Annotated in this window: 24 protein-coding genes and 1 pseudogene; 13 read left to right on the top strand and 12 right to left on the bottom strand. The window is 63.5% G+C overall.

The features are described from left to right. Positions 1–97 precede the first annotated feature (97 nt). Positions 98–1,525 (bottom strand): hypothetical protein, encoded by a 1,428-nt coding sequence (locus tag AC1DXN_RS12820; RefSeq protein WP_477421562.1) that lies wholly within the window; start codon positions 1,523–1,525, stop codon positions 98–100. A 244-nt stretch (positions 1,526–1,769) separates the two neighbouring features. After that, positions 1,770–2,210 (bottom strand): annotated as a pseudogene (locus AC1DXN_RS12815) (gamma-glutamylcyclotransferase); the annotation flags it as partial. A 373-nt stretch (positions 2,211–2,583) separates the two neighbouring features. Between AC1DXN_RS12815 and AC1DXN_RS12810 the strand changes: the two are divergent. The 9 genes from AC1DXN_RS12810 to AC1DXN_RS12770 all read left to right on the top strand — a co-directional run bounded on the left by AC1DXN_RS12810 (position 2,584) and on the right by AC1DXN_RS12770 (position 10,485). Continuing rightward, a complete protein-coding gene (locus AC1DXN_RS12810) occupies positions 2,584–3,594 on the top strand; it encodes an MBL fold metallo-hydrolase (RefSeq protein WP_477270294.1) in 1,011 nt (336 codons plus the stop codon). A 116-nt stretch (positions 3,595–3,710) separates the two neighbouring features. Then, on the top strand, positions 3,711–4,277 hold the full coding sequence (locus AC1DXN_RS12805) for a hypothetical protein (protein ID WP_477249502.1): 567 nt from the start codon (positions 3,711–3,713) through the stop codon (positions 4,275–4,277). A 75-nt stretch (positions 4,278–4,352) separates the two neighbouring features. Further along, the gene (locus tag AC1DXN_RS12800) at positions 4,353–4,514 is read left to right on the top strand and encodes a DUF1328 family protein (protein WP_224669222.1); all 162 of its coding nucleotides are present in this window, start codon (positions 4,353–4,355) and stop codon (positions 4,512–4,514) included. Between the two features lie 73 nt (positions 4,515–4,587). Next, complete coding sequence (dapF, locus tag AC1DXN_RS12795) at positions 4,588–5,472, top strand: diaminopimelate epimerase (protein WP_477270292.1); 885 nt, start codon at positions 4,588–4,590, stop codon at positions 5,470–5,472. Further along, positions 5,472–6,779, top strand: coding sequence for a tRNA (N(6)-L-threonylcarbamoyladenosine(37)-C(2))-methylthiotransferase MtaB (mtaB, locus tag AC1DXN_RS12790; RefSeq protein WP_477270291.1), 1,308 nt, complete (start codon positions 5,472–5,474; stop codon positions 6,777–6,779). The genes dapF and mtaB overlap by 1 nt, the downstream gene beginning before the upstream one ends. Positions 6,780–6,791: 12 nt before the next feature. Beyond that, positions 6,792–8,555: a signal recognition particle-docking protein FtsY gene (gene ftsY / locus AC1DXN_RS12785; RefSeq protein ID WP_477270289.1), complete on the top strand. Its 1,764-nt coding sequence runs from the start codon at positions 6,792–6,794 to the stop codon at positions 8,553–8,555. 60 nt (positions 8,556–8,615) lie between these two features. Beyond that, positions 8,616–9,278, top strand: a complete 663-nt coding sequence (locus AC1DXN_RS12780; protein WP_477249585.1) for a septation protein A — start codon at positions 8,616–8,618, stop codon at positions 9,276–9,278. Between the two features lie 12 nt (positions 9,279–9,290). Further along, positions 9,291–9,911, top strand: a complete 621-nt coding sequence (locus AC1DXN_RS12775; protein ID WP_477249509.1) for a pyridoxamine 5'-phosphate oxidase family protein — start codon at positions 9,291–9,293, stop codon at positions 9,909–9,911. Positions 9,912–9,951: 40 nt separating this feature from the next. Further along, positions 9,952–10,485 (top strand): NADPH-dependent FMN reductase, encoded by a 534-nt coding sequence (locus tag AC1DXN_RS12770; RefSeq protein WP_477270287.1) that lies wholly within the window; start codon positions 9,952–9,954, stop codon positions 10,483–10,485. Positions 10,486–10,589: 104 nt separating this feature from the next. Here AC1DXN_RS12770 and AC1DXN_RS12765 read toward each other — a convergent pair whose 3' ends face one another. Next, on the bottom strand, positions 10,590–10,796 hold the full coding sequence (locus AC1DXN_RS12765) for a tautomerase family protein (RefSeq protein WP_013892236.1): 207 nt from the start codon (positions 10,794–10,796) through the stop codon (positions 10,590–10,592). Between the two features lie 33 nt (positions 10,797–10,829). Next, the gene (locus tag AC1DXN_RS12760) at positions 10,830–11,750 is read right to left on the bottom strand and encodes an SMP-30/gluconolactonase/LRE family protein (RefSeq protein WP_477270284.1); all 921 of its coding nucleotides are present in this window, start codon (positions 11,748–11,750) and stop codon (positions 10,830–10,832) included. A gap of 284 nt (positions 11,751–12,034) precedes the next feature. Between AC1DXN_RS12760 and AC1DXN_RS12755 the strand changes: the two genes are divergently transcribed. After that, complete coding sequence (locus AC1DXN_RS12755) at positions 12,035–12,202, top strand: hypothetical protein (RefSeq protein WP_477249514.1); 168 nt, start codon at positions 12,035–12,037, stop codon at positions 12,200–12,202. A gap of 264 nt (positions 12,203–12,466) precedes the next feature. Here AC1DXN_RS12755 and AC1DXN_RS12750 read toward each other — a convergent pair whose 3' ends face one another. From AC1DXN_RS12750 to ccmA, 4 genes are all read right to left on the bottom strand, one after another. Then, positions 12,467–13,042, bottom strand: a complete 576-nt coding sequence (locus tag AC1DXN_RS12750) for a DsbE family thiol:disulfide interchange protein (protein ID WP_477270283.1) — start codon at positions 13,040–13,042, stop codon at positions 12,467–12,469. Further along, the gene (gene ccmD / locus AC1DXN_RS12745) at positions 13,039–13,206 is read right to left on the bottom strand and encodes a heme exporter protein CcmD (protein WP_477249518.1); all 168 of its coding nucleotides are present in this window, start codon (positions 13,204–13,206) and stop codon (positions 13,039–13,041) included. The genes AC1DXN_RS12750 and ccmD overlap by 4 nt, the downstream gene beginning before the upstream one ends. A 114-nt stretch (positions 13,207–13,320) precedes the next feature. Beyond that, a complete protein-coding gene (gene ccmB / locus AC1DXN_RS12740) occupies positions 13,321–13,986 on the bottom strand; it encodes a heme exporter protein CcmB (protein WP_477249520.1) in 666 nt (221 codons plus the stop codon). 61 nt (positions 13,987–14,047) lie between these two features. Next, entirely contained in the window at positions 14,048–14,707 is a 660-nt protein-coding gene (ccmA, locus tag AC1DXN_RS12735; protein WP_477249522.1) for a heme ABC exporter ATP-binding protein CcmA, read from the bottom strand. A gap of 285 nt (positions 14,708–14,992) precedes the next feature. Here ccmA and acnA point away from each other — a divergent pair, with 285 nt between their 5' ends. From acnA to AC1DXN_RS12720, 3 genes are all read left to right on the top strand, one after another. Further along, a complete protein-coding gene (gene acnA, locus AC1DXN_RS12730) occupies positions 14,993–17,683 on the top strand; it encodes an aconitate hydratase AcnA (protein ID WP_477270281.1) in 2,691 nt (896 codons plus the stop codon). Between the two features lie 210 nt (positions 17,684–17,893). Beyond that, a complete protein-coding gene (locus tag AC1DXN_RS12725) occupies positions 17,894–18,658 on the top strand; it encodes a DUF1223 domain-containing protein (RefSeq protein ID WP_477270279.1) in 765 nt (254 codons plus the stop codon). Positions 18,659–19,318: 660 nt separating this feature from the next. Continuing rightward, positions 19,319–19,705: a DUF2794 domain-containing protein gene (locus tag AC1DXN_RS12720; protein WP_477249527.1), complete on the top strand. Its 387-nt coding sequence runs from the start codon at positions 19,319–19,321 to the stop codon at positions 19,703–19,705. Positions 19,706–19,709: 4 nt separating this feature from the next. Here the strand turns inward: AC1DXN_RS12720 and AC1DXN_RS12715 are convergent, their stop codons facing one another. The 4 genes from AC1DXN_RS12715 to AC1DXN_RS12700 form a co-directional block, all read right to left on the bottom strand. Next, positions 19,710–20,279 carry an N-acetyltransferase family protein gene (locus AC1DXN_RS12715; protein WP_477270277.1) on the bottom strand — a complete coding sequence of 190 codons (570 nt, stop codon included), beginning with the start codon at positions 20,277–20,279 and terminating at the stop codon, positions 19,710–19,712. 108 nt (positions 20,280–20,387) lie between these two features. After that, complete coding sequence (locus AC1DXN_RS12710) at positions 20,388–21,134, bottom strand: Bax inhibitor-1/YccA family protein (RefSeq protein WP_477249530.1); 747 nt, start codon at positions 21,132–21,134, stop codon at positions 20,388–20,390. Positions 21,135–21,354: 220 nt separating this feature from the next. Further along, on the bottom strand, positions 21,355–23,904 hold the full coding sequence (locus AC1DXN_RS12705; protein WP_477270275.1) for an ABC transporter permease: 2,550 nt from the start codon (positions 23,902–23,904) through the stop codon (positions 21,355–21,357). Beyond that, positions 23,904–24,599 carry an ABC transporter ATP-binding protein gene (locus AC1DXN_RS12700; protein WP_477270273.1) on the bottom strand — a complete coding sequence of 232 codons (696 nt, stop codon included), beginning with the start codon at positions 24,597–24,599 and terminating at the stop codon, positions 23,904–23,906. The genes AC1DXN_RS12705 and AC1DXN_RS12700 overlap by 1 nt, the downstream gene beginning before the upstream one ends. Between the last annotated feature and the right edge of the window lie 37 nt (positions 24,600–24,636).

Raw genomic sequence — 24,636 nt, 5'->3', positions numbered from 1 at the left:
GTTAAAATACGGTTTGCGGCAACATTTGTTGCAAATTTAACGCAATCATCCGGCCAAGGCGCGCCCGTCTGTCATCGGAACGTGACCCAAAGGTGCCCTAACGCGGCTCGAACCGGTACAGCGGCAGCGAAACCGGCATTGGCGGCCGCAGCAGGTCGGCGCATCGGCGGTCCAGCCTAAGCGCCAGCTGATGAGAGCGCCGCACTGCCGTCTTCCAATCGCCGGCCGTTTTCAGCAAGGCCAACGCATCCGCGGGACGGTCGGCTGCGATCATGAGATCGGCAGCAACGATGCGATCTTCCGGCGCGATGGGTTCGCCGGTCTTCAGCTTGCCGGCCAATCCAACCCACTGTTCCCAGGGGAAGGTCGCTGCGAGCAGACCCGGGCGAGGTGGCGGTTCGGCCCCATTGTCGAGCATGAAGGAGGCCAACATCACCCGGGCTAACGCCCTGTCTATGAATTCCCCCGCCGTTTCGCCCTGTATTTCGGAGATCAGAGCGTCGCTCAAATTGTGCTCACGGTCGCGGCGGCCAAGAACGTAGTCGATCCCGTCGAGCATGGCTGCCGTGACCGTATCGGGATAGTTGACCGGGTCGAGATGTTTTGCGGCAATCTGCGCGTTGATCGCCCCAGCCACCGCTGTGCCGAGGCTCAAATTGCCGGTCTGGTTCACGAGGGGCAGCAAGATCGCAGTTTGAGGAACATGGGCAATCAGCTGCCCGATCGAGCGGATGGCTGAGCCCAGATCGTTTTGACCGTCGAGCGCCCGCACCTCCGCTGGCTGTCTGGACATATCGAAGGAAGGGCGAAGATTGGCTAGGTTCAGGGCTTTGCGGATAAACCCTGTGCGGCCACTCTTGTCGGGACGTACCGCAGGTGGAAGCCTGTCGAGGTAAGCGACGTAGTCCGAGAGGTCGTCTTTGACTGCCCGCATCTCCAGAGCCATGGGCCAGATGCCCGCATCTTYCGCTCTTTTGGCAAGGCGCGATTTGGCCTCATCGTCAAGGTCCGCCAGCACCTGGGCAAGCCCCACGGAAATCCTCGATGCGTCGAACTGGTCGGCGTCGGCAGCGCGCCAGCGCGCCAGTTCGCCCAGCAGCCAGTCGCCGCCGTCCTCGGTGACGAGCGCACGCAAGGCGGATTGGCCAAGCTGAGGCACAACCGACTTCGCGTTGCGCAGCGGCTGCAGGCCGGCAATCATCGCCGCCCGCTCAGGCGTTGTTGCATAGGCAAGTCTGAGTTCGCCAATCCGCAGCGGCGGATGGCTGCGTTTTTCCAGACCGGCCAGCAGCGCGGCACCCTCGGCATAGGCGAGGCCGCCATAGCGGATTTTCAGATACGCCGCGTCATCGCCAAAAGGGTCGCGCCAGAAATTCGGAAATACCGCTGGTTCAACAAGCAGGAAATCGCTCGCGTCCAGGATGGTTGGCGCATGGATACAGGCACCGTCGGGCTGCGTCTGCGCAACAGCCATCGACGGCGCGGACGCTATCCCGATGACCGCAAGAAAAGCCAGCCAGCGCATGGTGTGAACCCTCCGCCACGACAACATCGTACAAAATCCCCACAGACACCAGCAAGCTGGGCATTCGGTAGTGGGTCAGTTTGAAATTTCGAGGCTGATTCCGGCTGCGAGCCGTTCTGCGACAAGAGCCTGGAGTCGCCACAGGGATCGGTCGTGAATGCCCAGTTCCTCCAGCCGAAACCGTCTCTCTTAGATACTCTGCGCAAGAGCCCCAATGCCCTGCTGCCGTCGCAAGAACATCGGCTGCCGCATCAAGGGACACCTTGCCAGAATAATGTGGACTCTGTCGGTTTACGACGAAACCGAGCGCCCGGATCGGACCGTCGACAGTCTCAGCCGTCATCCAACGGGGCACATTTACCGATGGTTTGATCATCAATTCACGCCGAAACAAGGTGTCCAAGCTTGCCGCGACCTGTTCGGCAGGAAGCCTGAAAATCATACCCTTGCAGCTGCCGCCCCGATCAAGAGCAAGCATCAATCCGGGCTGGTCTCGCGTCCCTCGAAACCGCGCCACCCGAAAGCAGAACGCCCGGTGCCACCCTTGAACGGTGGCTATCCGACTTTCGACGAACTCACAGGCAGGTTTCCAGAGCAGGGAGCCATATCCAAAGAGCCAAATGTCACCCTCTGGCGTGTTCGTCAGGACGTTGTGTATTGCGATGACATAATCGTCATCGGTCATGTAGACCGCGCCTGGAGTCGGCCCCGCATCCTCAACCACGCGAGCGGCCCGAGCCACAAGCTCCGCTGTGAGCGCCATCTGCTGAACGACTCTAGGCACAACTGACCGCCCCGAAAGGTTCTCTGAGCGGAGATGCGTTTCTCTTGGCACTCGCGCTTTGCCGGGTTGGATCGCGCCGACGCTTGGGGTGTTTCGTCATGCCGGGAGTATGCCACTCTTGCCGAGCACCTCCAACGCCCCTCAAGAGCGGGAAATTTCAAAACTGACCCACTACCGGGCATACCGGCTTGCTGGTGTCTGGCCGCTGCCCGGTATTGCGCCAAAGGCCCGCGTCCCTATGTTTGCTGAGACTGAAACCTGCGGGAGCGGAAAATTGGCAGTCAGAAAGAAAGCCGCCAACCGCTATTACAGCGGTCCGCCCAGCGATCATTTCGACGGCACTCTGTTCTTCAACCCCGACGGCAAGCCGCCCGGCCGTTTTTCCGATCTGTTGAAATGGCAATTGAGCGGCGAGCGCTCGAAATGGCCAGCGGCCAATCCGAGCCCGTTTGAACAGGCAAGACCGGCGGAGCGGATCGCCGGTTCACGGTTGCGGCTCACCATGGTCGGTCATTCCACGCTGCTCATCCAGACCGCCGGCCTGAACATCCTCACCGATCCGGTCTGGTCGCCACGCGTCTCGCCACTGTCCTTTGCCGGACCCAAACGCGTCAATCCGCCGGGCATCGCCTTTTCCCAACTGCCGCCGATCGACCTCGTCCTGGTCAGCCACAACCATTACGACCATCTCGACCTCGCCACGCTGAAGCGGCTGCAGGCCAAACACGACCCGCTGCTGCTGACGCCGCTCGGCAACGACGCCATCATCGCCAACGCAGTATCAGGCATGCGGCTGTCGGCACATGACTGGGGCGACCGCGTCGAGATCGGCGATGGCGTCACCATCCATGTCGAGCCGGTGCACCACTGGTCGGCGCGCGGGGCGCGTGACCGGCGCATGGCGCTGTGGGCGGGATTTGTGATCGAAACCCCTGAGGGAAAGGTCTATTTCGCCGGCGACACCGGCTTTCATGCCGGCACCAACTACCGGCTGATGGCCGAAAAACATGGCGGCTTCCGCCTCGCCATTCTGCCGATCGGCGCCTATGAGCCACGCTGGTTCATGGCGCCGCAGCACCAGAATCCGGAAGAAGCGGTGCAAGGCATGAAATTGTGCAACGCGGCTCACGCCGCCGGCTGCCACTGGGGCACGTTCCATCTGACCGACGAACCGATCGACGAGCCGGTGAGGAAACTGGTCGAGGCGCTCGACGATCAAGGGATTTCTCAAGAGCGCTTTCGCGCCTTGCGCCCGGGCGAGATCTGGGACGTGCCGGAGACCTAGGCCAATCGACATTGTCGATGTCGATTGGTCCTGACACGGCTGAGGTCTGCATTTGGCCGTTTACGGCACTGCCGTTTTCGTTGATGGTCCCCCCTCAACCGGCGTAGGGGAATCACATGAAATCAATCCTGGCAGTTCTGATGGCGCTGGTGATTTCGGCACCGGCTGCTTTCGCAGGCGAAATCAGCGATCGCGCAACAGAGGCCGAAAAGGCGCTTCAGTCGGGTGACGGCGCCGGCGCGCTGGAAAAATTCCGCAGCGCCGAGGACGCTCTGTGGCAAGCGATGCCGCTTGGCGTGCAGAATGTCAGGCAGATCGACACGGCGAGCGGCTTTGGCATCTACAGCGAGCGCGCCAACCACATCTACAAGCCTGGCGAGAAGATCATCCTGTACATGGAGCCTGTTGGCTATGGTTACGGCTCGGACGGCCTCGGCAACAGCTTGATCGCGCTTTCCGTCGACATCACCGTCGTTTCCGAGGCGGGCGAGACTCTCGGCACGATGGAGAAGGTCGGTCGCATTCAGGTCGCTTCGCGCTCGCACAACCGCGAACTGTTCTTCAAACTCGACCTCTCCCTCGATGGCCTACCGCCCGGCAAATACCGGTGCGATTTCGTCATGCACGATGAGAATTCGAGCAAGACGGCGCCCTTCACCACCGATATCGAGATCGCCGGCTAGACAAGAGCCAAGGGAACCGCCGGCCTCGCAACCGCGTTTATCGACAGTTTCAAACTGGGCTGTGAGGCATTTCCCATGATCAAATGGATCATCATTCTGCTGATTGTCGCGGCTGCGGCGAGCCTGCTCGGCATGCCGGCCCTGGCCGGAGCCGCCGCAACCGGCGCCCGGGTGCTGATCGGCATCGTTCTGATCGTCTTCCTGCTGATCGTGCTCGGGGTCTTTGCGATAACCTAAGAGCAGCGCGGACTGGTAATTTCGGCCGGTATCCGCCATATAGGCGCCAAACCGGCAAGAGACCTTTCGACCCATGGCAAGTGCTGCCCCTTTCGCCAAGATGAACGGCATCGGCAACGAGATCATCGTTGCCGACATGCGCGGCCGTGCCGATCGCGTGACGGCGCCGGCTGCCGTGGCGCTGAATGCCGACGCAGCGACCAAGTTCGATCAGATCATGGCGATCCATGACGCCAGGACGGCGGGCACCGCTTATTACATCGACATATTGAATTCCGACGGCTCCGGGGCGCAGGCCTGCGGCAACGGCATGCGCTGCGTCGTCCAGGCGCTCGCCGCCGAGACAGGCCAGAAGACTTTCACCTTCGAGACCCGTGCCGGCATCCTCAACGCCATAGAGCATGCCGATGGCACGATCTCGGTCGACATGGGCATGCCACGCTTCGGGTGGCAGGATATCCCGCTGGCGGAGGAATTCCGCGACACCCGCATGATCGAGCTGCAGATCGGCCCTATCGACGCGCCGGTGCTGCATTCGCCCTCGGTGGTATCGATGGGCAACCCGCACGCCATCTTCTGGGTCGACCAGGACGTCTGGTCCTATGAGCTCGACCGTTTCGGCCCGCTGCTCGAGAACCACCCGATGTTCCCCGAGCGCGCCAACATTACGCTGGCGCAGGTGACCTCGCCCGACACGATGATCATCCGCACCTGGGAACGCGGCGCCGGCCTGACCAAGGCCTGCGGCTCGGCCGCTTGCGCCTCGGTGGTTGCCGCGGCCCGCACCAGGCGCACCGGCCGCAGCGTCACATTGATGACCCCCGGCGGCGGCTCGCTGCATGTCGAATGGCGCGACGACGATCATGTCATCCTCACCGGTGCCGCCGAATGGGAATTTTCCGGCAGTTTCGACCCGTCGACCGGCCTATGGGCCCGCGACACCGAAAGCGCCGCCTGATGGCACCCCTCTCCATGGGTCCCAAGGGTATTGATGTCGTTACCTTCGGCTGCCGGCTGAACACCTATGAATCCGAAGTGATGCGGCGCGAAGCGGAAAACGCCGGCCTCGGCGCACTCGAAGGGGGCGCCATCATCTTCAACACCTGCGCCGTCACCTCGGAGGCGGTGCGCCAGGCCAAGCAGTCGATCCGCAAAGCCCGCCGCGAAAACCCTGGGGCGCGCATCATCGTCACCGGCTGCGCCGCGCAGACCGAGCCTGACAATTTCGTCGCCATGGACGAGGTCGATCTCGTGCTTGGCAATGAGGAGAAGCTGAAGGCGCATTCCTATCGCGCGCTGCCGGATTTCGGCGTCAACGACACCGAAAAGGCCCGCGTCAACGACATCTTTTCCGTGCGTGAGACCGCTGGCCACATGGTTGACGCCATCGAGGGCAGGGCACGCGCCTTCGTCCAGGTGCAGAATGGCTGCGATCACCGCTGCACCTTCTGCATCATTCCCTATGGCCGCGGCAATTCGCGCTCGGTGCCGATGGGCGCCGTTGTCGAGCAGGTCAAGCGTTTGAGCGGCAATGGCTATGCCGAGATCGTGCTGACCGGCGTCGACATGACAAGTTTTGGCGCTGACCTGCCGGGTGCGCCAAAACTCGGCAGGCTGGTGAAAACCATTTTGAAGCAGGTGCCGGACGTGAAGCGCCTGCGGCTCTCCTCCATCGATTCGATCGAGGCCGACGACGATCTGCTCGACGCTATCGCCACCGAGAAGCGGCTGATGCCGCATCTGCATCTGTCGCTGCAGTCTGGCGACGACATGATCCTGAAGCGCATGAAGCGCCGGCATCTGCGCGATCAGTCGATCCGCTTCTGCGAGGATGTGCGCAAATTGCGCCCTGCAATCGTCTTTGGCGCCGACATCATCGCCGGCTTCCCGACCGAAACCGACGCCATGTTCGAAAACTCGGAAAAGATCGTCGAGGAATGCGGTCTGACGCATCTCCACGTCTTCCCGTTCAGCCCCCGCGAAGGCACGCCCGCAGCGCGCATGCCGCAGCTGCGGCGCGAGGTGGTCAAGCAGCGCGCCGCTAGGCTGCGCGCCGCCGGAGAGGCCGCCTATCGCCGCCATCTCACTTCGCTTGCCGGGACCCGCCAGTCGATCCTGGTCGAGCGCGACGGCCTCGGCCGCACCGAAGGCTTCACATTGGCCGCTGTCCCCACGGGCTCGCCGGGCGACATCGTCGAGGCCTATATTTCCGGCCATGACGGCGCCCGCCTGATCGCCGCGCCGCTTAGCGCCCGCGCCGCCTGAGAAACGCAAAGCATGGCTGGTTTTTTCAAGAAGATATTTTCGTTCGGCAAGAAGGAAGTGGTCGAGGAGCGGGTCGACGAGACCGCGCCGCTGCCGCCGATCAAATGGGAAGCGCTTGACGCGCTGAAGCCGGCGGCTGAACAGGCGCTGCCGGAATTTTTGAAGCGCGACGAGGCTGAGGCGGAGGTCGCGCTGGCGCCCCAGCCGGAGCACGAGGAGCCGAGGCCAGAGCCGACCATCCCGCCTGCGCCGGAGCCGACCGTTCCGTCCGGGCCAGAACCTCTGCCGGAGCCTGAGCCTGTAGAGGAGCCGGCTCCCGAGTCGCCGACACCCGAAATTCCTGCACCGCCTGCCGTTCCGGAGCCCTCGCCCGAACCGACCCCGTCCATTCCATTGGAGCCGGAGATCCAGCCGGAGCCTGCTCCGGTCGAGGAACCGCAGCCGCCGGAAGCACCTGCTGAGGAGCCGGCTCCGGTGGAAATCCCGGTCGCGCCTGTGGTGCCGGAGCCTGAACCCGAACCGCAGGAAATTCCGCAGCCCGAGCCGAAGCAGCCGGAAATCGTTCCGCCGCAGCCGGAGAAACCGCCGGAGCCAGCACCTGTCGAAGTGCCAACACCTGCCGAGGTGCCGGCCGAAGCGCCAGCGCCGATCGAGGTGCCACAACCGGCCTCGCCTTCCACGCAGCCAACGGCGGTGGCCGCGCCAGCGCCCCACCCTCCCCTCGATGGGGAGGGTCAACGCGAAGCGGCGGGGTGGGGTGACAGCGCCGGCGCCATTGCGCCGTCCGTCGGCAAGGTGACCGTCACCAAGAAGGTCGAGCAGAAGGCCGAACCGCAGAAGGCACCGGAACCGGCACCGAGACGCTCATGGTTCCAGCGCATGAAGGACGGGCTTGCCCGTTCTTCCAAGGAGCTGACCGGCAACATTGCCGGCGTCTTCACCAAGCGCAAGCTGGATGAAGAGACGCTGCAGGATCTGGAAGACGTGCTGATCCGCGCCGACCTCGGCATGGAAACCGCCCTGCGCGTCACCGATGCGCTGGCTGCCAGCCGCTACGGCAAGGACGTCTCCGACGCCGAAGTCCGCGCCATCATGGCGACCGAGGTAGAGAAGGTGCTCACCCACGTCGCCATGCCGCTGGAGCTCGACCTCAGCCACAAGCCGCATGTCATTCTGGTTGTCGGCGTCAACGGCACCGGAAAAACCACCACCATCGGCAAGCTGGCAGCCAAGCTAACCGATGGCGGCCTGTCGGTGATGCTTGCCGCCGGCGACACGTTTCGCGCCGCCGCCATCGAACAGCTGAAGATCTGGGGCGAGCGCACGAAATCGCCGGTCATCGCCTCCAAGATCGGCGCCGATGCCGCGGGCCTTGCCTATGACGCCTTCGAGCGGGCCAAGGAGGCCGGCTCCGACGTGCTGATCATCGACACTGCCGGCCGGCTGCAAAACAAGACCGAATTGATGGCGGAACTCGAAAAGATCGTCCGCGTGCTGGGCAAGCTCGATCCGGAAGCGCCGCACACGGTGCTGCAGACGGTCGACGCCACCACCGGCCAGAATGCGCTCAACCAGGTCGAGATCTTCCGCAACATTGCCGGCGTCAACGGCCTGGTGATGACCAAGCTGGACGGCACGGCACGTGGCGGTATTCTGGTGGCGATCGCGGCAAAGCACAAATTGCCGGTCTATTTCATCGGCGTCGGCGAACAGGTCGACGACCTCGAACCCTTTTCAGCCAGCGAATTCGCCAGGGCGATCGCGGGCGTAGCATAGCAGGCACGATCTCCAGGAGCTGCAGGCTTTTTGGACAAGATCATGCGTCAGAAGGAAATCATGAACCCGCCCATCCTCGAACGCGACCCGTCCGACCCGCAGAAGAAGAAGGAGAGCGTCAACCCGCTGCTCAAGCTGGTGCTGGAACTCGGCCCGTTGATGGTGTTCTTCTTCGCCAATGCGCGCGGCGCCTGGCTGGTGCAGAAATTCCCTGTTTTGGCCGAACTCGGCGGACCGATCTTCGTCGCCACCGGCCTGTTCATGGCCGCCACCGCGATCGCCTTGATCGCCTCCTGGCTGCTGTTGCGCACCTTGCCTATCATGCCGATGGTGTCGGGCGTCGTCGTCCTCATCTTCGGTGCGCTGACGCTCTATCTGCAGGACGACATCTTCATCAAGATGAAGCCGACCATCGTCAACACGCTGTTCGGCGGCGCGCTGCTCGGCGGCCTGTTCTTCGGCAAGTCGCTGCTCGGCTACGTCTTCGATTCCGCCTTCAGCCTCGATGCCGAAGGCTGGCGCAAACTCACCTTCCGCTGGGGGCTGTTCTTCCTGTTCCTGGCACTCGTCAACGAAGTGGTCTGGCGGAATTTTTCCACCGACGCCTGGGTTACCTTCAAGGTCTGGGGCATCATGCCGATCACGCTTCTGTTCACCTTCAGCCAGATGCCGCTGATCCTGCGCCATTCGCTGGAGGACAAGACCGGAGAGGCCGGCAAGTAGGGAGATGCGGCTATGGAGTTTGTCACTTCGCGCGACCAGCTGAGGACGATCTACAAGACGCCGCGGCCGACCGACGGCTCCATCCGCAAGGAACTGAAGGCGCTCGACGGCCACTGCCGTTCCTTCATCGGCAAGAGCCCGTTCGTGCTGATCGGCTCGTCCGACGGCGCCGGCAATGCCGACGTGACGCCCAAGGGCGACAGGCCCGGTTTCGCCGCGGTGCTCGACGACAACACCATCGCCATCCCCGACCGCCCAGGAAACAACCGGCTCGACACGCTGGAGAACATCCTTCTCAACCCTTCGGTCGGGCTGCTCTTTCTCATCCCGGGTATGAACGAGACGCTGCGCGTCAACGGCGACGCCCGCATCACCGTCGATGCCGGTTTGCGCGAGCGGCTGGCGGTCGACGGGAAGGAGCCGCAGAGCATCGTCGTGGTGACGGTCAAAGCTGCCTACATGCATTGCGCCAAGGCTTTTATGCGCTCGGATCTGTGGAAGCCGGAGACTTGGCATGACCGCGCGACGCTGCCGACGCTAGGCCAGATCCTGCGCGACCAGCTGGCGGTTGCCGATTCGGCAGAGGCGACCGACCGCCGGCTCGACGAGGAATACAAGCAGACGATGTGGTAGGTTTTGCGGACACGATTCGCTCGCATACGGCTCGCCTCCCTTGATCGAAATCTTCGCCCTCTCCGGCAGCCTGCGCGCCGCCTCCACCAATTCGGCGCTGGTCGCAGCGCTGGCGCAAAACGCACCGTCCGGCTGCCGCGTCAGCGTCTATGACGGGCTTGGCCGCTTGCCGATCTTCAACCCCGACGACGAAGGTGAGCGGACGCCGCCTGAGGCTTCCCGGCTGATTGATGCCGTTACCAACGCCGACGGCGTCATCGTCTCTTGCCCGGAATATGCCCATGGCGTGCCGGGCGGCCTGAAGAACGCGCTCGACTGGCTGGTGTCGCGCGACGCCGCCGTCGAGAAGCCCGCCATGCTCGTGCACGCCTCGCCGCGCTCGCTGTTTGCCCGCACGGCGCTCGCCGAGATCATGCGGACGATGTCCTTTTCGCTTTATGAGGAAGCGGTGCTGGAGATCGCCCTGCTCGGCAAGAAGCCGCCGGAGGTGGAAGCGATCCTGGCGGAGCCAGAGAGCCGGCTGGCGATGCGCGACGCCGTCGCGGCCTTCGCTGAGTTCATCCGGACGCGTTGAGGACGACGACCCACCACGCCTTCGTCATCCTAGGGCGAAGCAGTCGCGAAGCGGCGTCGCGGAGACCCTAGGATGACGAAGGAAGGGCTCGCCACTCCTTCGAGCTACCCCTTCCGCAGCGTCTCGACATCAGTCTTGCCGACATACCAGTCCCGCGCGTTGACCTCCTCGAAGACCACCCAGACGTCGTCATTGCCCAGTCCGGTGGCGTCCATGATGGCCGCCGTGACTTTTTTGGCGATATCGGCCTTCTTGCCGGCCGGGTCGGCGGCAATCACCTCCTTGACGATACGGATGTTGACGAATGGCATGATGTCCTCCCCCTCAATGTTGTTGACGGTCGCTCAGAAAGTCTTGGCGCCGTTGACCATCAACCGCACCATATAGAGTGAGGTGGTGCCGGCGATGTACAGGCAGTTCAGCTTGTTGCCGCCGAACACGCAGTTGGCGACGACTTCCGGCACCTTGACCTTGCCGATCAGCGTCCCGTCGGGGTCGTAGCAATGGATGCCGTCGGCCGCACTGGTCCAGATGCGCCCGTCCGCATCGAGGCGAAAGCCGTCGAACAGGCCGGCGGTGCAGTCGGCAAAGACCTTGTCGCCCGACACTTTCTTGCCGCCCTTGCCGACATTGAACACCCGCATATGGGCCGGGTTCTTGGCGCCATGCGTGCGGCCTGTGTCGACGACATAGAGCTTGCTCTCGTCGAGCGAGAAGGCGAGCCCGTTGGGCCTGACCATGTCGGTGATGACGGCTTCTACCTCGCCGCTGTCGGGGTCGACGCGGTAGACATGGCAGGCGCCGATCTCGCTCTCGGCCTTGTCGCCCTCGTAGTCGGTGTCGATGCCGTAGCTCGGATCGGTGAACCAGATCGAGCCGTCGGATTTCACCACCGCGTCGTTCGGCGAGTTCAGCCTTTTGCCCTTCCATTTCGTGGCGATTGTGGTGACCGAGCCATCAAACTCGGTGCGGCTGACGCGGCGGCCCGAATGCTCGCAGGAGACCAGCCGGCCCTGCCGGTCGACGGTGTTGCCGTTGGAATTGCCGGACGGCTGACGAAAGACGCTGACATTGCCGTCGGTCTCGTCGTAGCGCAGCATGCGATTGTTGGGGATGTCGGACCAGACGACATAGCGCCCGGCGGCGAACCACGCCGGCCCTTCCGCCCACTGGCATCCCGTGAACAGCTTTTCCACTTGCGCGTTGGAATTGAACAGCCGCGCGAAACGCGGATCGAGAATTTCGTAATAGTCTGCGGCCGCCATGCTTTCCTCCGGGCACTACACAACGCGAGGGATCAAGCCAGCCCGTGAAACAGAAGGCAATGTGCGTCCGCACAGTGTCATGCAAAAAGGGCGGCCAGGACAGATGGCTTGCCGGCCTATTGCCTGCGCTTGGACGTTAGCGCCGCATTAACCGGCTATGCGCCCAGTGCAATGGTGCATTGCAACATCTTCTTTTTGCAACGCAGCGTAACTATGTCATGGTTCGTATCGATCAAGGGAGGAATAACTGCCGCAGCAATGCGGCGCTGAAAAGGAACCTTGCTATGATCATCGACAGCCTTATGACCCGCGCTCGTGCCAGCATTGCCAAGCGCAAGCACTACAACCGTCTCGTTGCGGAAATCGACAGCTTCTCCAGCCGCGACCTCGCCGACATGCGCGCCGACCGCTCGGAAATGCTCTATCAGGTCCACAAGCAGATCTACGGCTGAACTTTCAGTCGACCGATCACGTTCGTCATCCTTGGGCGTAGCGACGCGAAGCGGAGCGAAGACCCAAGGATCCATGCCGTGACTTTCGAGCACCGCAGCGGTACAGGACACTGGTCCTGCGATAGCCCCTGATTTCGCGCGTTGAAGGCGCCTATTCTAGGCGGTCGCATCCTTCGGCAAATGTCACGGCATGGATCCTAGGGTCTGCGCCGCGTCGCTTCGCTCCTTGCTTCGCCCTAGGATGACGAAGGCGAGTGAGCCCCGTCAGTTCGGCACCGCCAGCGCCTTTTCTATCTGTGGCAGCAAGAGGTCCCTGGCCGATTCCGGCGTCAACGGGCCGACATGCTTGTAGGCAATCTTGCCGTCCTTGCCGATGACGAAGGTTTCCGGCACGCCGTAGACGCCCCAGTCGATCGCCGTACGACCCGCTACATCGACACCGATCGCCTGGTACGGATTGCCGACTTCACCGAGGAACCGGCGCGCGTTTTCCGGCTGGTCCTTGTAGTTCAGCGCCGCCATGACAAAGCGCTTGTCCTGCGACAGCGCCAGCAGCACCGGATGTTCTTCCCGGCACGGCGCACACCACGACGCGAAGACGTTGACCAGCGTCACCTTGCCGGCGAATGATTTCGACTCCAGCCCCGGCAGATTGATGCCTTCCAGCGCCGGCAGGTTGGTCTGCGGCGCCGGCAGGCCGATCAGCGCCGACGGCACTTCCGAAACGTCACGCCCGGACAGGAGCTGCGACAGGAACAGCCCGGCCAGCCCGAGGAAAATCAGCAGCGGCAACAGCACGATCAGGCGGCGACGTGCCGGCGTTTCGTTGTCCATGCTCATGGCTTGGCGGCCTTGTCGGAGCGTCGCCGCACGCCGGCGGCTTCCAGTTCGGCAAGATCGCGCTTGCGCCCGCGCTGGTCGATGAGGATCCAGCCGATCAGCCCGGCCAGAACCACGGCCGTGATGGCATAGGCGGCCGTCACATACAGCGCATGCGCGCTCATGCGGCTCGCTCCGCCAGCGCGCAGCCTTCCAATCCGACCGTTTCGCCTTTTTCGATCATGCTTTTCCTTAGCCTCGCGCCAGCGGCTTCGCAATCAGCCGCCGCGCCGCAGCCTTCAATCTGTCCCGTGCCGCAACGCCAGCGCCGCCGCCACCGGTCCCAGCACGGCAAGAAACAAGGTCAGCGCGGCAAGAATGAGGAAGGGCTGCAGGAACGGGTCGGGATCCGCCACCGCGCCATAGCTGGCAGCGACGCCAAAGATCAGCACCGGAATGGTCAGCGGCAGCACCAGCACCGAGATCAGCAGCCCGCCGCGCGGCAACGCGACGGCCACCGCCGCACCGGCGGCACCAATGAAAGTGATGGCCGGTGTGCCGACGAGAAGCGTGAGCGCCGTGGCGCCGATGCTGACCGGCTCCATGTTCATGAACAGGCCCAGCAAGGGCGCGGCGATGACCAGCGGCAACACGCTGCCCGCCCAATGCGCCAGGCATTTCGTCAACACGGTCAGCGCCAGCATGTGGCGGTCGTTGCCGAGCACCAAGAGATCGAGCGAGCCGTCTTCGCGGTCGGCCTGGAACAAGCGATCGAGGCCGAGCAGGCAGGAGAGCAGCGCGCCGATCCACAGGATCGCCGGACCGATGCGAGCGAGCAGCTTCAGGTCCGGCCCAACGCCGAAAGGGATCGTCGCGATCACGGCGAGGAAGAAAATAACGCCAGTCAGCGCCCCGCCACCGGCGCGGATGTTGAGGCGGATCTCGCGCAGGAAGAGGGCTAGCACTTCACCCTCCCCCTTGTGGGGAGGGTCGGCGCGTAGCGCCGGGGTGGGGGAGCGGCGGTAATCATAAGAGACCCCCACCCCGCTCCGCTTCGCGGATCGACCCTCCCCACAAGGGGGAGGGTAAGCCCATCACCAACTCTTTCGCCCCCTCGATCCCCAGCGGCAGATGCGTTGCCGCGACAATCATCCCGCCCTCTTCACAATGCTTCGTCATCAGCGCGGCAAACCGCGCCTCCGAAGCCTTGTCCAGCCCCGCCGTCGGCTCGTCGAGCAGCCACAGCGGCCGATGACTGACCAGCAATTTCGCGATTGCCGCCCGCCGCCGTTGCCCGGTCGAGAGATAGCCGAACGGCAGATGGCCGATGCCGCCAAGCCCGACGGTTTCCAGCGCCTCTTCGACGCTCGCCACACCCGCACCCGAAAAATCCCGCCAGAAGCGCAGGTTTTCCGTCACGCTCAGCGCCGTCTTCATCGCGTTGAGGTGGCCGAGATAATGGCAGACCGCCGCGACCGTCGGAAAGTCCTCACCACCGCCCTCGATCGACACGCGGCCTTCCGCCACCGGCAGCAGCCCGGCGACGACCCGCAGCAGCGTCGATTTGCCAGAACCGTTCGGCCCGGTGACGATCAGCGCCTGACCTTGAGCAAGTGCGAAGTGGATGCCGGAAAACACCGTCTCGCCGCCGCGTTCACCGCCCAGATTTTCGGCAAGCAGCCGCATTCGTTCCCCTTCGGCTAAAGTCTAGGAGCGGCTTCGGTGCGCCGCAGCAAAAATGGCCAATCCGTGTCTAGAACTATTCCAGAAAATTCTCTATATCCGGGTCATCCGTGCCAGCGGTCGGCACGGGAACAGGAATTTGCGCCGAACCAGCGCACGCGCCGCCTTTAACGGCTCGGGTTGGCTGGGAACGGACAGCGGAAATGGCCGTACCCGCACCTTTGCGCGTGATTGCATGCCATCGGCGTCCGTTCCCTTTCAGGCTGAACAGACAAGGACGGACCGCACGTGTCAAAATCCCTCGATAGTTTCAACTGCCGCCGCACGCTGACCGCGAGCGGTACAGACTATATCTATTACGACCTGATCGAAGCCGAGAAGAACGGCCTCACCGGCATCGCCCAGCTGCCCTATTCGATGAAGGTGCTGCTGGAGAACCTGCTGCGCAACGAGGACGGCCGTTCCGTCACCAAGGAATCGATCCAGGCGGTTGCCGGCTGGTTGACCGACAAGGGCACCGCCGGCGTCGAGATCGCCTATCGGCCAGCGCGCGTGCTGATGCAGGATTTCACCGGCGTTCCGGCCGTGGTTGACCTCGCCGCCATGCGCGATGCCATGGCCTCGCTCGGCGGCGACCCGCAAAAGATCAATCCGCTGGTGCCGGTCGATCTGGTCATCGACCACTCCGTCATCGTCGACGAGTTCGGCACGCCGATGGCCTTCGCCCGCAATGTCGAGCTCGAATATGAGCGCAACGAGGAGCGCTACAAGTTCCTTAAATGGGGCCAGCAGGCGTTCCGCAATTTCCGCGTCGTGCCGCCCGGCACCGGCATCTGCCACCAGGTCAATCTCGAATATTTGGGACAGGTGGTGTGGACCAACACCGAGGACGGCGAAACCACCGCCTATCCCGACACCTGCGTCGGCACCGATTCGCACACCACCATGATCAACGGCCTTGGCGTGCTCGGCTGGGGCGTCGGCGGCATCGAGGCCGAGGCCGCCATGCTAGGCCAGCCGGTTTCCATGCTGTTGCCCGAAGTCATCGGCTTCCGCCTCACCGGCAAGCTCAAGGAAGGCGTCACCGCCACCGACCTGGTGCTCACCGTCACCCAGATGCTGCGCAAGAAGGGTGTCGTCGGCAAGTTCGTCGAGTTCTTCGGCCCCGGCCTCTCCAACATGACGCTGGCCGACCGCGCCACCATCGGCAACATGGCGCCCGAATATGGGGCCACTTGCGGCTTCTTCCCGGTCGATGGCGAGACCATCCGCTACCTCACAATGTCGGGTCGCGAGGAAAGCCGCATCGCTTTGGTCGAGGCTTACGCCAAGGCGCAAGGCCTGTGGCGTGACACCGGCTCGGCCGATCCTGTGTTCACCGACCTGCTCGAGCTCGAGCTCGGCAGCGTCGTGCCGTCGATGGCCGGCCCCAAGCGCCCCGAAGGCCGCGTGGCGCTTGAAGGCATTCCGGAAGGCTTCGCCAAGGCGATGGAGACCGAATACAAGAAGGCCGCCGAAATCCACAAGCGCTACGCCGTCGAAGGCACAGACCATGATCTCGGCCATGGCGATGTCGTCATCGCCGCCATCACGTCGTGCACCAACACCTCCAACCCGAGCGTGCTGATCGGCGCCGGTCTGCTGGCGCGCAACGCCAACCGGCTCGGCCTCAAGCAGAAGCCGTGGGTGAAAACCTCGCTGGCGCCAGGCAGCCAGGTGGTCGCCGAATATCTGGAGAAATCCGGCCTGCAGAAGGAGCTCGACCAGATCGGCTTCAACCTGGTCGGCTTCGGCTGCACCACCTGCATCGGCAATTCCGGCCCGCTGCCGGCGCCGATCTCGAAAACCATCAACGACAAGGGTCTGATCGCCGCCGCGGTGCTCTCCGGCAACCGCAATTTCGAAGGCCGCGTCTCGCCCGACGTGCAGGCGAACTATCTCGCCTCGCCGCCGTTGGTCGTCGCCCACGCGCTGGCCGGCACCGTGACAAAAGACCTGACCACCGAGCCGCTCGGCGAGGACAGGAATGGCAACCCGGTCTACTTGAGGGATATCTGGCCGAGCTCGGCCGAGATCCAGGAGTTTATCGAGAAGAACGTCACCCGCGAGCTGTTCGCCCGCAAATATGCCGACGTCTTCAAGGGCGACGAATATTGGCAGAACGTCAAGGCGCCGGAAGGCCAGACCTATGCCTGGGACGACAACTCGACCTATGTGCAGAACCCGCCCTATTTCGCCGGCATGACCGCCGGCTTCGGCAAGATCGGCGACATCAAGGGCGCGCGCGTGCTTGGCCTGTTCGGCGACAAGATCACCACCGACCACATCTCGCCGGCGGGTTCGATCAAGGCGGCCTCGCCGGCCGGCAAATACCTCACCGACCATGGCGTCGGCGTTGCCGACTTCAACCAGTACGGCACGCGCCGCGGCAACCATGAGGTGATGATGCGCGGCACCTTCGCCAACATCCGCATCCGCAACCACATGCTGGGCGAGAACGGCCGCGAGGGCGGCTACACCATCCACTACCCCAGCAAGGAAGAGACATCGATCTACGACGCCGCCATGGAGTACAAGAAGGAAGGCGTGCCGCTGGTCATCTTTGCCGGTGTCGAATACGGCAACGGCTCGTCGCGCGACTGGGCGGCCAAGGGCACCAATCTCCTCGGCGTCCGCGCTGTCATCGCCCAGTCCTTCGAGCGCATCCACCGCTCCAACCTGGTCGGCATGGGCGTCATCCCCTTCGTCTTCGACGAAGGGACGTCATGGGCCACGCTCAACCTCAAGGGCGACGAAATCGTCGAGATCGATGGCTTGAGCACTATCAAGCCTCGGCAGACGATGACCGCCAAGGTGACCTATGGCGATGGCACGGTGAAAAACGTGCCCATCATCTGCCGCATCGATACGCTGGACGAGCTCGACTACTTCAAGAACGGCGGCATTTTGCAATATGTGCTGCGTGACTTGGCGGCTTAAGCCGAACAGACGATCGAGCTGAACCAGAAAACCGCCGGAGCCAAGGCTCCGGCGGTTTTTTCTTGTCTGTATTTGGCCCTCATGCCGTGTGCCGGTCACCTGCAACGGCAAAATTTCACCGCAACGTGACTTCCCGTTGACTGTGGCTTCTGCCACATATTTCAGCAACCAGAACAAGGCCGGCAGCACCGGCGGGAAATCGGAACGACCATGGCCTTCAACAGACCATTGCGGCTTGCGGCTTTAGCGCTGGCCCTTTCGGCGCTCGCCGGCACCGGGCTTGCCGCCGAAACCGGCAAATCCCAGATCGACAGGCCCTTGGGCGTGGTCGAGCTTTTCACCAGCCAGGGCTGCAGTTCCTGCCCGCCGGCCGACGCGTTCTTCGCCGAGCTTGCCGCCAAGGAAGACATCGTCGCGCTCGCCTATCACGTCAACTATTGGGATTATCTTGGCTGGCAGGACACGCTGAGCCGCAAGGAGAACACCGAGCGCCAATATGACTATATGCGCGCCTTCGGCAACCGTTCGGTCTACACGCCGCAAGCCGTCATCAATGGCCGCAGCCACGTCAACGGCGCCAGCCGCAAGGAAGTCGATGGCGCGCTGGCCCGCATGGAACGAGCCGGCGAAGGCATGCGGGTCGGCATCAAGGTCAGCCAGACCAGCGACCGCGTCATGATCGACGCCGGCGACGCCGGCAGCGGTCCCCGCGACGCCCATGTCGTCATCGTCTATTTCGACCCGCCGCAGACGATCGACATCGGCAAGGGCGAAAACAGCGGTCGCAGCATGACCTACTGGAACGCCGTCTCCGGCATCCAGACCGCCGGCATGTGGCACGGCAAGGCGCAGCGCTACGAATTGCCGATGAGCGAGATCTCCAAGAAGGCCGGCTGCGCGGTGTTGCTGCAGTCGGTCGGCAAGGACGGCATGCCTGGGCCGATCCTGGGCGCTGCGTTTATTCACAAGCCGTAAGATAGCGCGCCGAAGCGACCCGGGCCTTCGTCATCCTGGGGCGAAGCAGGAGCGAAGCTCCGTCGCGGAGACCCCAGGATCCATGCCGTGACATCGGCTGCGCACGAAAGCGGTCCAGAAATACGGGAGCGACCTGCTTAAGCTATCCTGACGCACCAGCTGACTAGCCTGATAGGGAGCGTGCCTCGACAAACGTCACGGCAGGGATCCTCGGGTCTGCGCGTCCGCTTCGCTTCCGCTCCGCCCGTGGATGACGACGTCGCGGTAGCGTGAAGTCGTTTCAGCAATAAAAAACCGACGTCAGCTTGCTTCTGACGTCGGTCATTTAGTTTTGGGATCGTCGCACCCGATTTTCCCTTGGGAAAACCGAGGTTGGTTCGATCCGACGCAGACCCGTGGGCGGGGGGCTTGGGGTTTACGAGCCGGTGCCGGACCGAACCGTCTCAGGCAACGCCGGTAAACTCGTCGGACATTGGGGCATGAGCGCGGATAAAAAAAGGCAGAAATGTGGCGAAGGATCACCAATTCCATCAACGCGTTTCACAAAAGTGACTGGACGTGACGAAAACAGCGCGGTTGCGGGATGCTTAGCCGGGTCTTGCAATTCGGCGACGAACACGCCAACTTTGGCTGGCAAGATTCATTTTGAAGGATCGACGCATGACCGATCGCGGCAGTGGGGCGGAGGATGGGGACGCATCCGCAATATTGATCCCGTTGCATGAGGCAAGACGCGAACGCCTCGACCAGCCGGTTCGCTTCGACCGGCGCGAGCTGGACCAGATACTCAGACTTTACGGACGCATGGTCGCCGCCAATGAATGGCGCGACTACGCCATCGACCAGCTTGCCGACCGCGCCGTTTTTTCGGTGTTCCGCCGCACCAGCGAGGTGCCGTTATTCCAGATCGTCAAGGACCCGCAGCTGGCGCGCCGGCAAGGCGCCTTCGCCGTCATCGCCGCCGGCGGCCGCATCCTCAAGCGCGGCCAGGAGCTTGGCCGTGTGCTTGGCGTCTTCGACCGCACGCTGAAGCTGGTCGAAGCCTAAACCCTTATTTCTGCTGACGAAACTCCCGCTCTGGCAGCGATTCGGGATCGGGCGGCACCTGCGCCCCGCCATTCAACGACAGCTGCATGAACACGGTGTCCAGCCAGCGCTCGTGCTTGTAGCCGGAGCCTTCCAGGCGCCCCGAATGGCGAAAGCCGAGCTTTTCGTGCAGCCGCACCGAGGCACTGTCCGCGTGGCCGTCGCCGATGACGGCGACGATCTGGCGAAAGCCCGCCGCTCGGGCTGCCTCTATCAGCGCTTGCATCAGCTTGAGCCCGACGCCCTGTCCCTTGGCATCGGGCGCGACATAGACGGAATCCTCGACGATGAAGCGATAAGCCGGGCGCGGCCGGAAGGCGCCGGCATAGGCGTAGCCGAGCACCGTGCCGTCCTTCTCCGCCACCAGATAGGGAAAGCCGCCCCCCATCAGACTGTCGAATCGCGTGCCCATTTCGGCACGGCTCGGTGGCTCCAGCTCGTAGCTCGCCGTGCCATGAGTCACCGCGTCGGCATAGATTTCCGTGATCCGGTCAAGGTCGGCGGCAATTGCGGCGCGTATCGTGATGCTGCTCATAATTTATGCAAGTGATCCATCTGCCCGCTATTACAGCAAAGGCCGGCGCAAAAGAAAAGGGCGGCCGTTGGGCCGCCCTTCTTGAACTCGATGGTCCAGCGCTGCTGATTAGCGGCGGTCGCCCATGAACTGCAGCAGGAACATGAACAGGTTGATGAAGTCGAGGTAGAGCCTCAGAGCGCCCATGATCGCCTTGCGGCCGGCGACATCCGTGGCGTCACCATCGTAATACATTTCCTTGATGCTCTGCGTGTCATAGGCGGTGAGGCCTGCGAAGATCAGCACACCGAGCGCCGAGACGGCAAAGCCGAGCGCCGACGACTGCAGGAAGATGTTGATCACCATCGCGATCATCAGTCCGACCACGCCCATGATCAGGAACGAGCCGAAGGCGGTCAGGTCGCGCCTGGTCGTGTAGCCGTAGAGCGACAGCGCGCCGAAGGCGGCCGCCGTGGCGAAGAAGGTCTGGGTGATGCTGGCGCCGGTGTAGACCAGGAAGATGGTCGACAGCGACAGGCCAACCAGGGCCGAATAGACCCAGAAGGTCGTCTGCGCCGCGGCAACGCTCATCGACTGGATTCTGAACGACAGGAAGAACACGGCAGCCAGCGGGGCCAGAATGACGACCCAGCGGAAAGCGCTTGTGTAGATGAGCGCGCCGAAAGCGGTAAGCTGGCCATCACCCGTGACGGCGAGCTGGAAAGCGCCCCAGGCAGCAAGGCCGGTGATGAGGAGGCCAAGCCCCATCAGATTGTAGACCTTGATCATGTAGGCGCGCAGGCCCTGGTCGATGCCTGCGTCAACGCGGGCGCCGGGCACGGCGCGCGTCTGGTAGTTGCGAAGGGGTTCAGCCATGAGAGTCCTCTATTGCTTCTGCCCCGTCCGGTGTCAGGCCCATTTGGACCCAGGCGCCGCTGGCGGGGCTCCAGCATGCCTATGGCGAAATATGATGGTTCTTTGCCTCAAGAACAAGGCCGTAACCGGATGTAATGCTTTGTGAAACATTGCAGACCCGGTTTGGCGGCTTTCAGACCCGCAACATTAACAAAATTTAACCAAAAGCGGGTCGCCCAGACTAGAGATTCCGCAGCACCGGGGCCGCCTTGTGCCCCAGCACCCGCCATGTGCCGGCAAGGCCGATGCCGACCGTGATCACCAGCGCAAAGACGATTGTGGCGACTGCCACTTCGGGCATGAAATGCGACGGCAGCGTCATGATGCGCGCGACGACGAACCACGCCGCAACCCCGCCCGCAACCAGCGCGAAGATGGCGGTGGCAAGCCCGATCAGCATGTATTCCAGCGAGAAGGCCGCAATCAGCGTTTTCCGTGTCGCGCCCAGCGTCTTCAGCACCACCGCGTCATGGATGCGGGCCCGATTGCCGGCGGCAAGCGCGCCGGCCAGCACCAGCACCGAGGCAAACAGCGCCACGCCGGCCGCCGCCCGGATCGCCGTGCCGAGTTGCGCCACCAGCCGGTTGACGATGTCGAGCGCGTCCTTGACCCGGACCGTCGTCACCGCAGGGAAGGCGCGGGTGACGGCGTTGAGCAGGCGGGCATCGTCGGCCGTAGAAGTGTTCTTCTCGGTCAGCGTCGCCAGCCAGCCATGCGGTGCCCCGGCAAAAGTGTTGGGCGAGAACACCATGACGAAGTTGATGCCCATCGTCTCCCACTCGACCTGACGGAAGTTGGCGATCCTGGCCGTCACATTGCGGCCCAGCACATTGACGGTGATGGTGTCGCCGAGCTTCAGCCCGATCTCTCTGCCCTCTTCGGCCGAGAACGAAACCAGCGGCTCGCCGGCATAATTGTCCGGCCACCACGTGCCTTCGGTGAGTGTCGCGTTAGCGGGCTGTTTCGCCTCATAGGTCAGGCCGCGATCGCCGCGCAGCACCCAGGCGCCTTCCGACGGAACGTTGACCTTGCCGACATCGACGCCGTTCAGCGCCATCACCCGGCCGCGCAGCATCGGCACCTTGAGCAGCGTGCCTTGTGGCGCTTGGCTGCCGATCAGCGTCGAGAACGCATCGACATCATTGCTCTGGATGTCGACGAAGAAAAAGTTCGGCGCACGTTCCGGCAGGCTGCCGGAAATCTGCCGCCGCAGATTGCCGTCGATCAGCGCCAGCGTCACCAGCAGCGTCAGCCCGAGCCCCAGCGACAGCACCACCGATGGGGTCAGCGCGCCCGGCCGATGGATGTTGCCGATCGCCAGCCGGAGCGCCACGGAGCGGACGCGCGGGCTCTTTTTCGCCGCCCATTGCACCAGCCCACCAACCAGGCGCAGCACAAGAAAAGCAAAAATAGTGGCGCCGACGAAGATCGAGGCGATACGGCGGTCGCCGGAAAACAGAATGGCCAGCGCCGCCAGCAGCAGCGCAATGCCGATTGCCGCGCCGACATAGGGCGGGCGCGGAAAGCCGCGACCCTCAAACCCCATTTCGCGAAACAGTGCAGTTGCCGGCACGTCGCGGGCGCGGCCGAGCGGCAGAAGCGCAAAGGCCAGCGTCACCAAGAGGCCGAACAGCGCCGCCATGGCGAGCGCGCCGGGATAGAAGCCGCCCTCGGCCGGCACCGGAATGACCGACTGCAGGGCAGCACTGGCCGCAAACGGCATCAGCGCGCCAAGCACGAGGCCGAGCACGACGCCGAGCCCGGCGATCATCAGGATCTGGACGAGATAGACGGTAAAGACGAAGCCGCCGGAGGCTCCCAGGCTCTTGAAGGTGGCGATGACGGCTCGCTTGCCGTCGAGATAGGCGCGCACCGCGTTGGCGACGCCGACCCCGCCGACGACCAGCGCCGTCAGCCCGACCAGCGTCAGGAACTGCGAGAAGCGCTCGATATTCGAAGACAGCGCCGGTGCCGCATTGGAGCGCGAGCGGATCGACCAGCCGGCTTCTGGAAAGTCCTTTGCCGCCTGCTCCTGAATGCCTTTGATATCGGCCTCGCTGGCCCCGGCGGGCAGGCGGATCTTGTAGGCATTCTCGACCAGGCTACCAGGCTGGATCAGCCCGGAGGCGGCCAGCCCCTCAGTCGACACCATCAGCCGCGGCGCAAAGCCGAAACCGTCGGATACGGCGTCCGGCTCGCTGACCAGCCTGGCGCGCAGCTCGAATGTGGCGCTGCCGAGCTTCAGCCGGTCGCCGATCTTCACATTGAGCCGATCGAATAGAAGGTCCGGTGCGGCGGCGCCGAACACGCCGGATTTCTCACCAAACAGATCCTGTTTCGACAGCGCCGGCGCGGTCACCAACGCGCCATAGAGCGGGTAAGCCTCGTCAACCGCCTTGGCCTCGACCAGCGACTGGTCGGAACCGTCTTCGAGCCTCGCCATTGAGCGCATGTTGGCGCTGCGCGAAACCGTGCCCAGCCTATCGAGGAAGCTGCGCTCGGCCTGGCTTGTATCGCGCTGGTTGATCTGGAAACGCAGATCGCCGCCGAGCAGGGTCTGGCCCTGGTTGGCGACGCCTGATGTAATCGCCTGCGCCACCGAATTGACGCCGCCGATCGCTGCGACGCCAAGCGCGATGCAGGCAAGGAAGATCATGAAGCCGGACAGCCCGCCGCGCATCTCGCGCAGCGAGAAGCGGAAAGCCAGTTTCAGCGTGCGCGACAGCGGCATCAGGCCGGCACCTTGACCGGTGCTGGCGCCTCGATCCGTCCCGAGCGCATCGAAACCTGGCGCGAGCAGCGCGCCGCCAGCGACGGATCATGGGTGACCAGCACCAGGGTCATGCCGCGCTCGGCCGCCTTGGCGAACAGAAGATCGGCAACCTGCCGCCCCGTGGCCTGGTCAAGATTGCCGGTCGGCTCATCGGCAATCAAAAGGCGCGGCGAGGGCGCCAGCGCCCGGGCAATGGCCACGCGCTGCTGTTCGCCGCCGGACAATTCGCCCGGATAATGGGTGACGCGATCGCTGAGGCCTACGGCTCCCAACTCCCGCGCCGCCACCCCGAACGGATCGGCATGGCCGGCCAGTTCCAGCGGCACCGCGACATTTTCGAGCGCCGTCATGTTGGGGATGAGGTGGAAGGACTGGAAGACGATACCAATGTTTCGCCCCCGAAACGAAGCAATCTGGTCCTCGCTTTTGCCGTTCAACAGCTCGCCGGCGATCCGTACCGTACCCGAATCGACCCTTTCCAGCCCGGCCAGGACCATCAGCAACGTCGACTTGCCGGACCCCGAGGGACCGACGATGCCGGTCGCCTCACCCTCGGCGACATCGAGGCTGACGCTCTTCAGCACATGGACGGAAGACGCGCCTTCGCCGAGTGTCAGCGATACGTCTTTCAGCGCGATGACGGCTTCTGTCAAAATGAAAGCGTCCTATATGGGAGGATGAAGGCTCTGC

The organism is Mesorhizobium sp. P2_H9, assembly GCF_056403215.1.
This window is presented reverse-complemented; position numbering and strand designations above follow the sequence as displayed.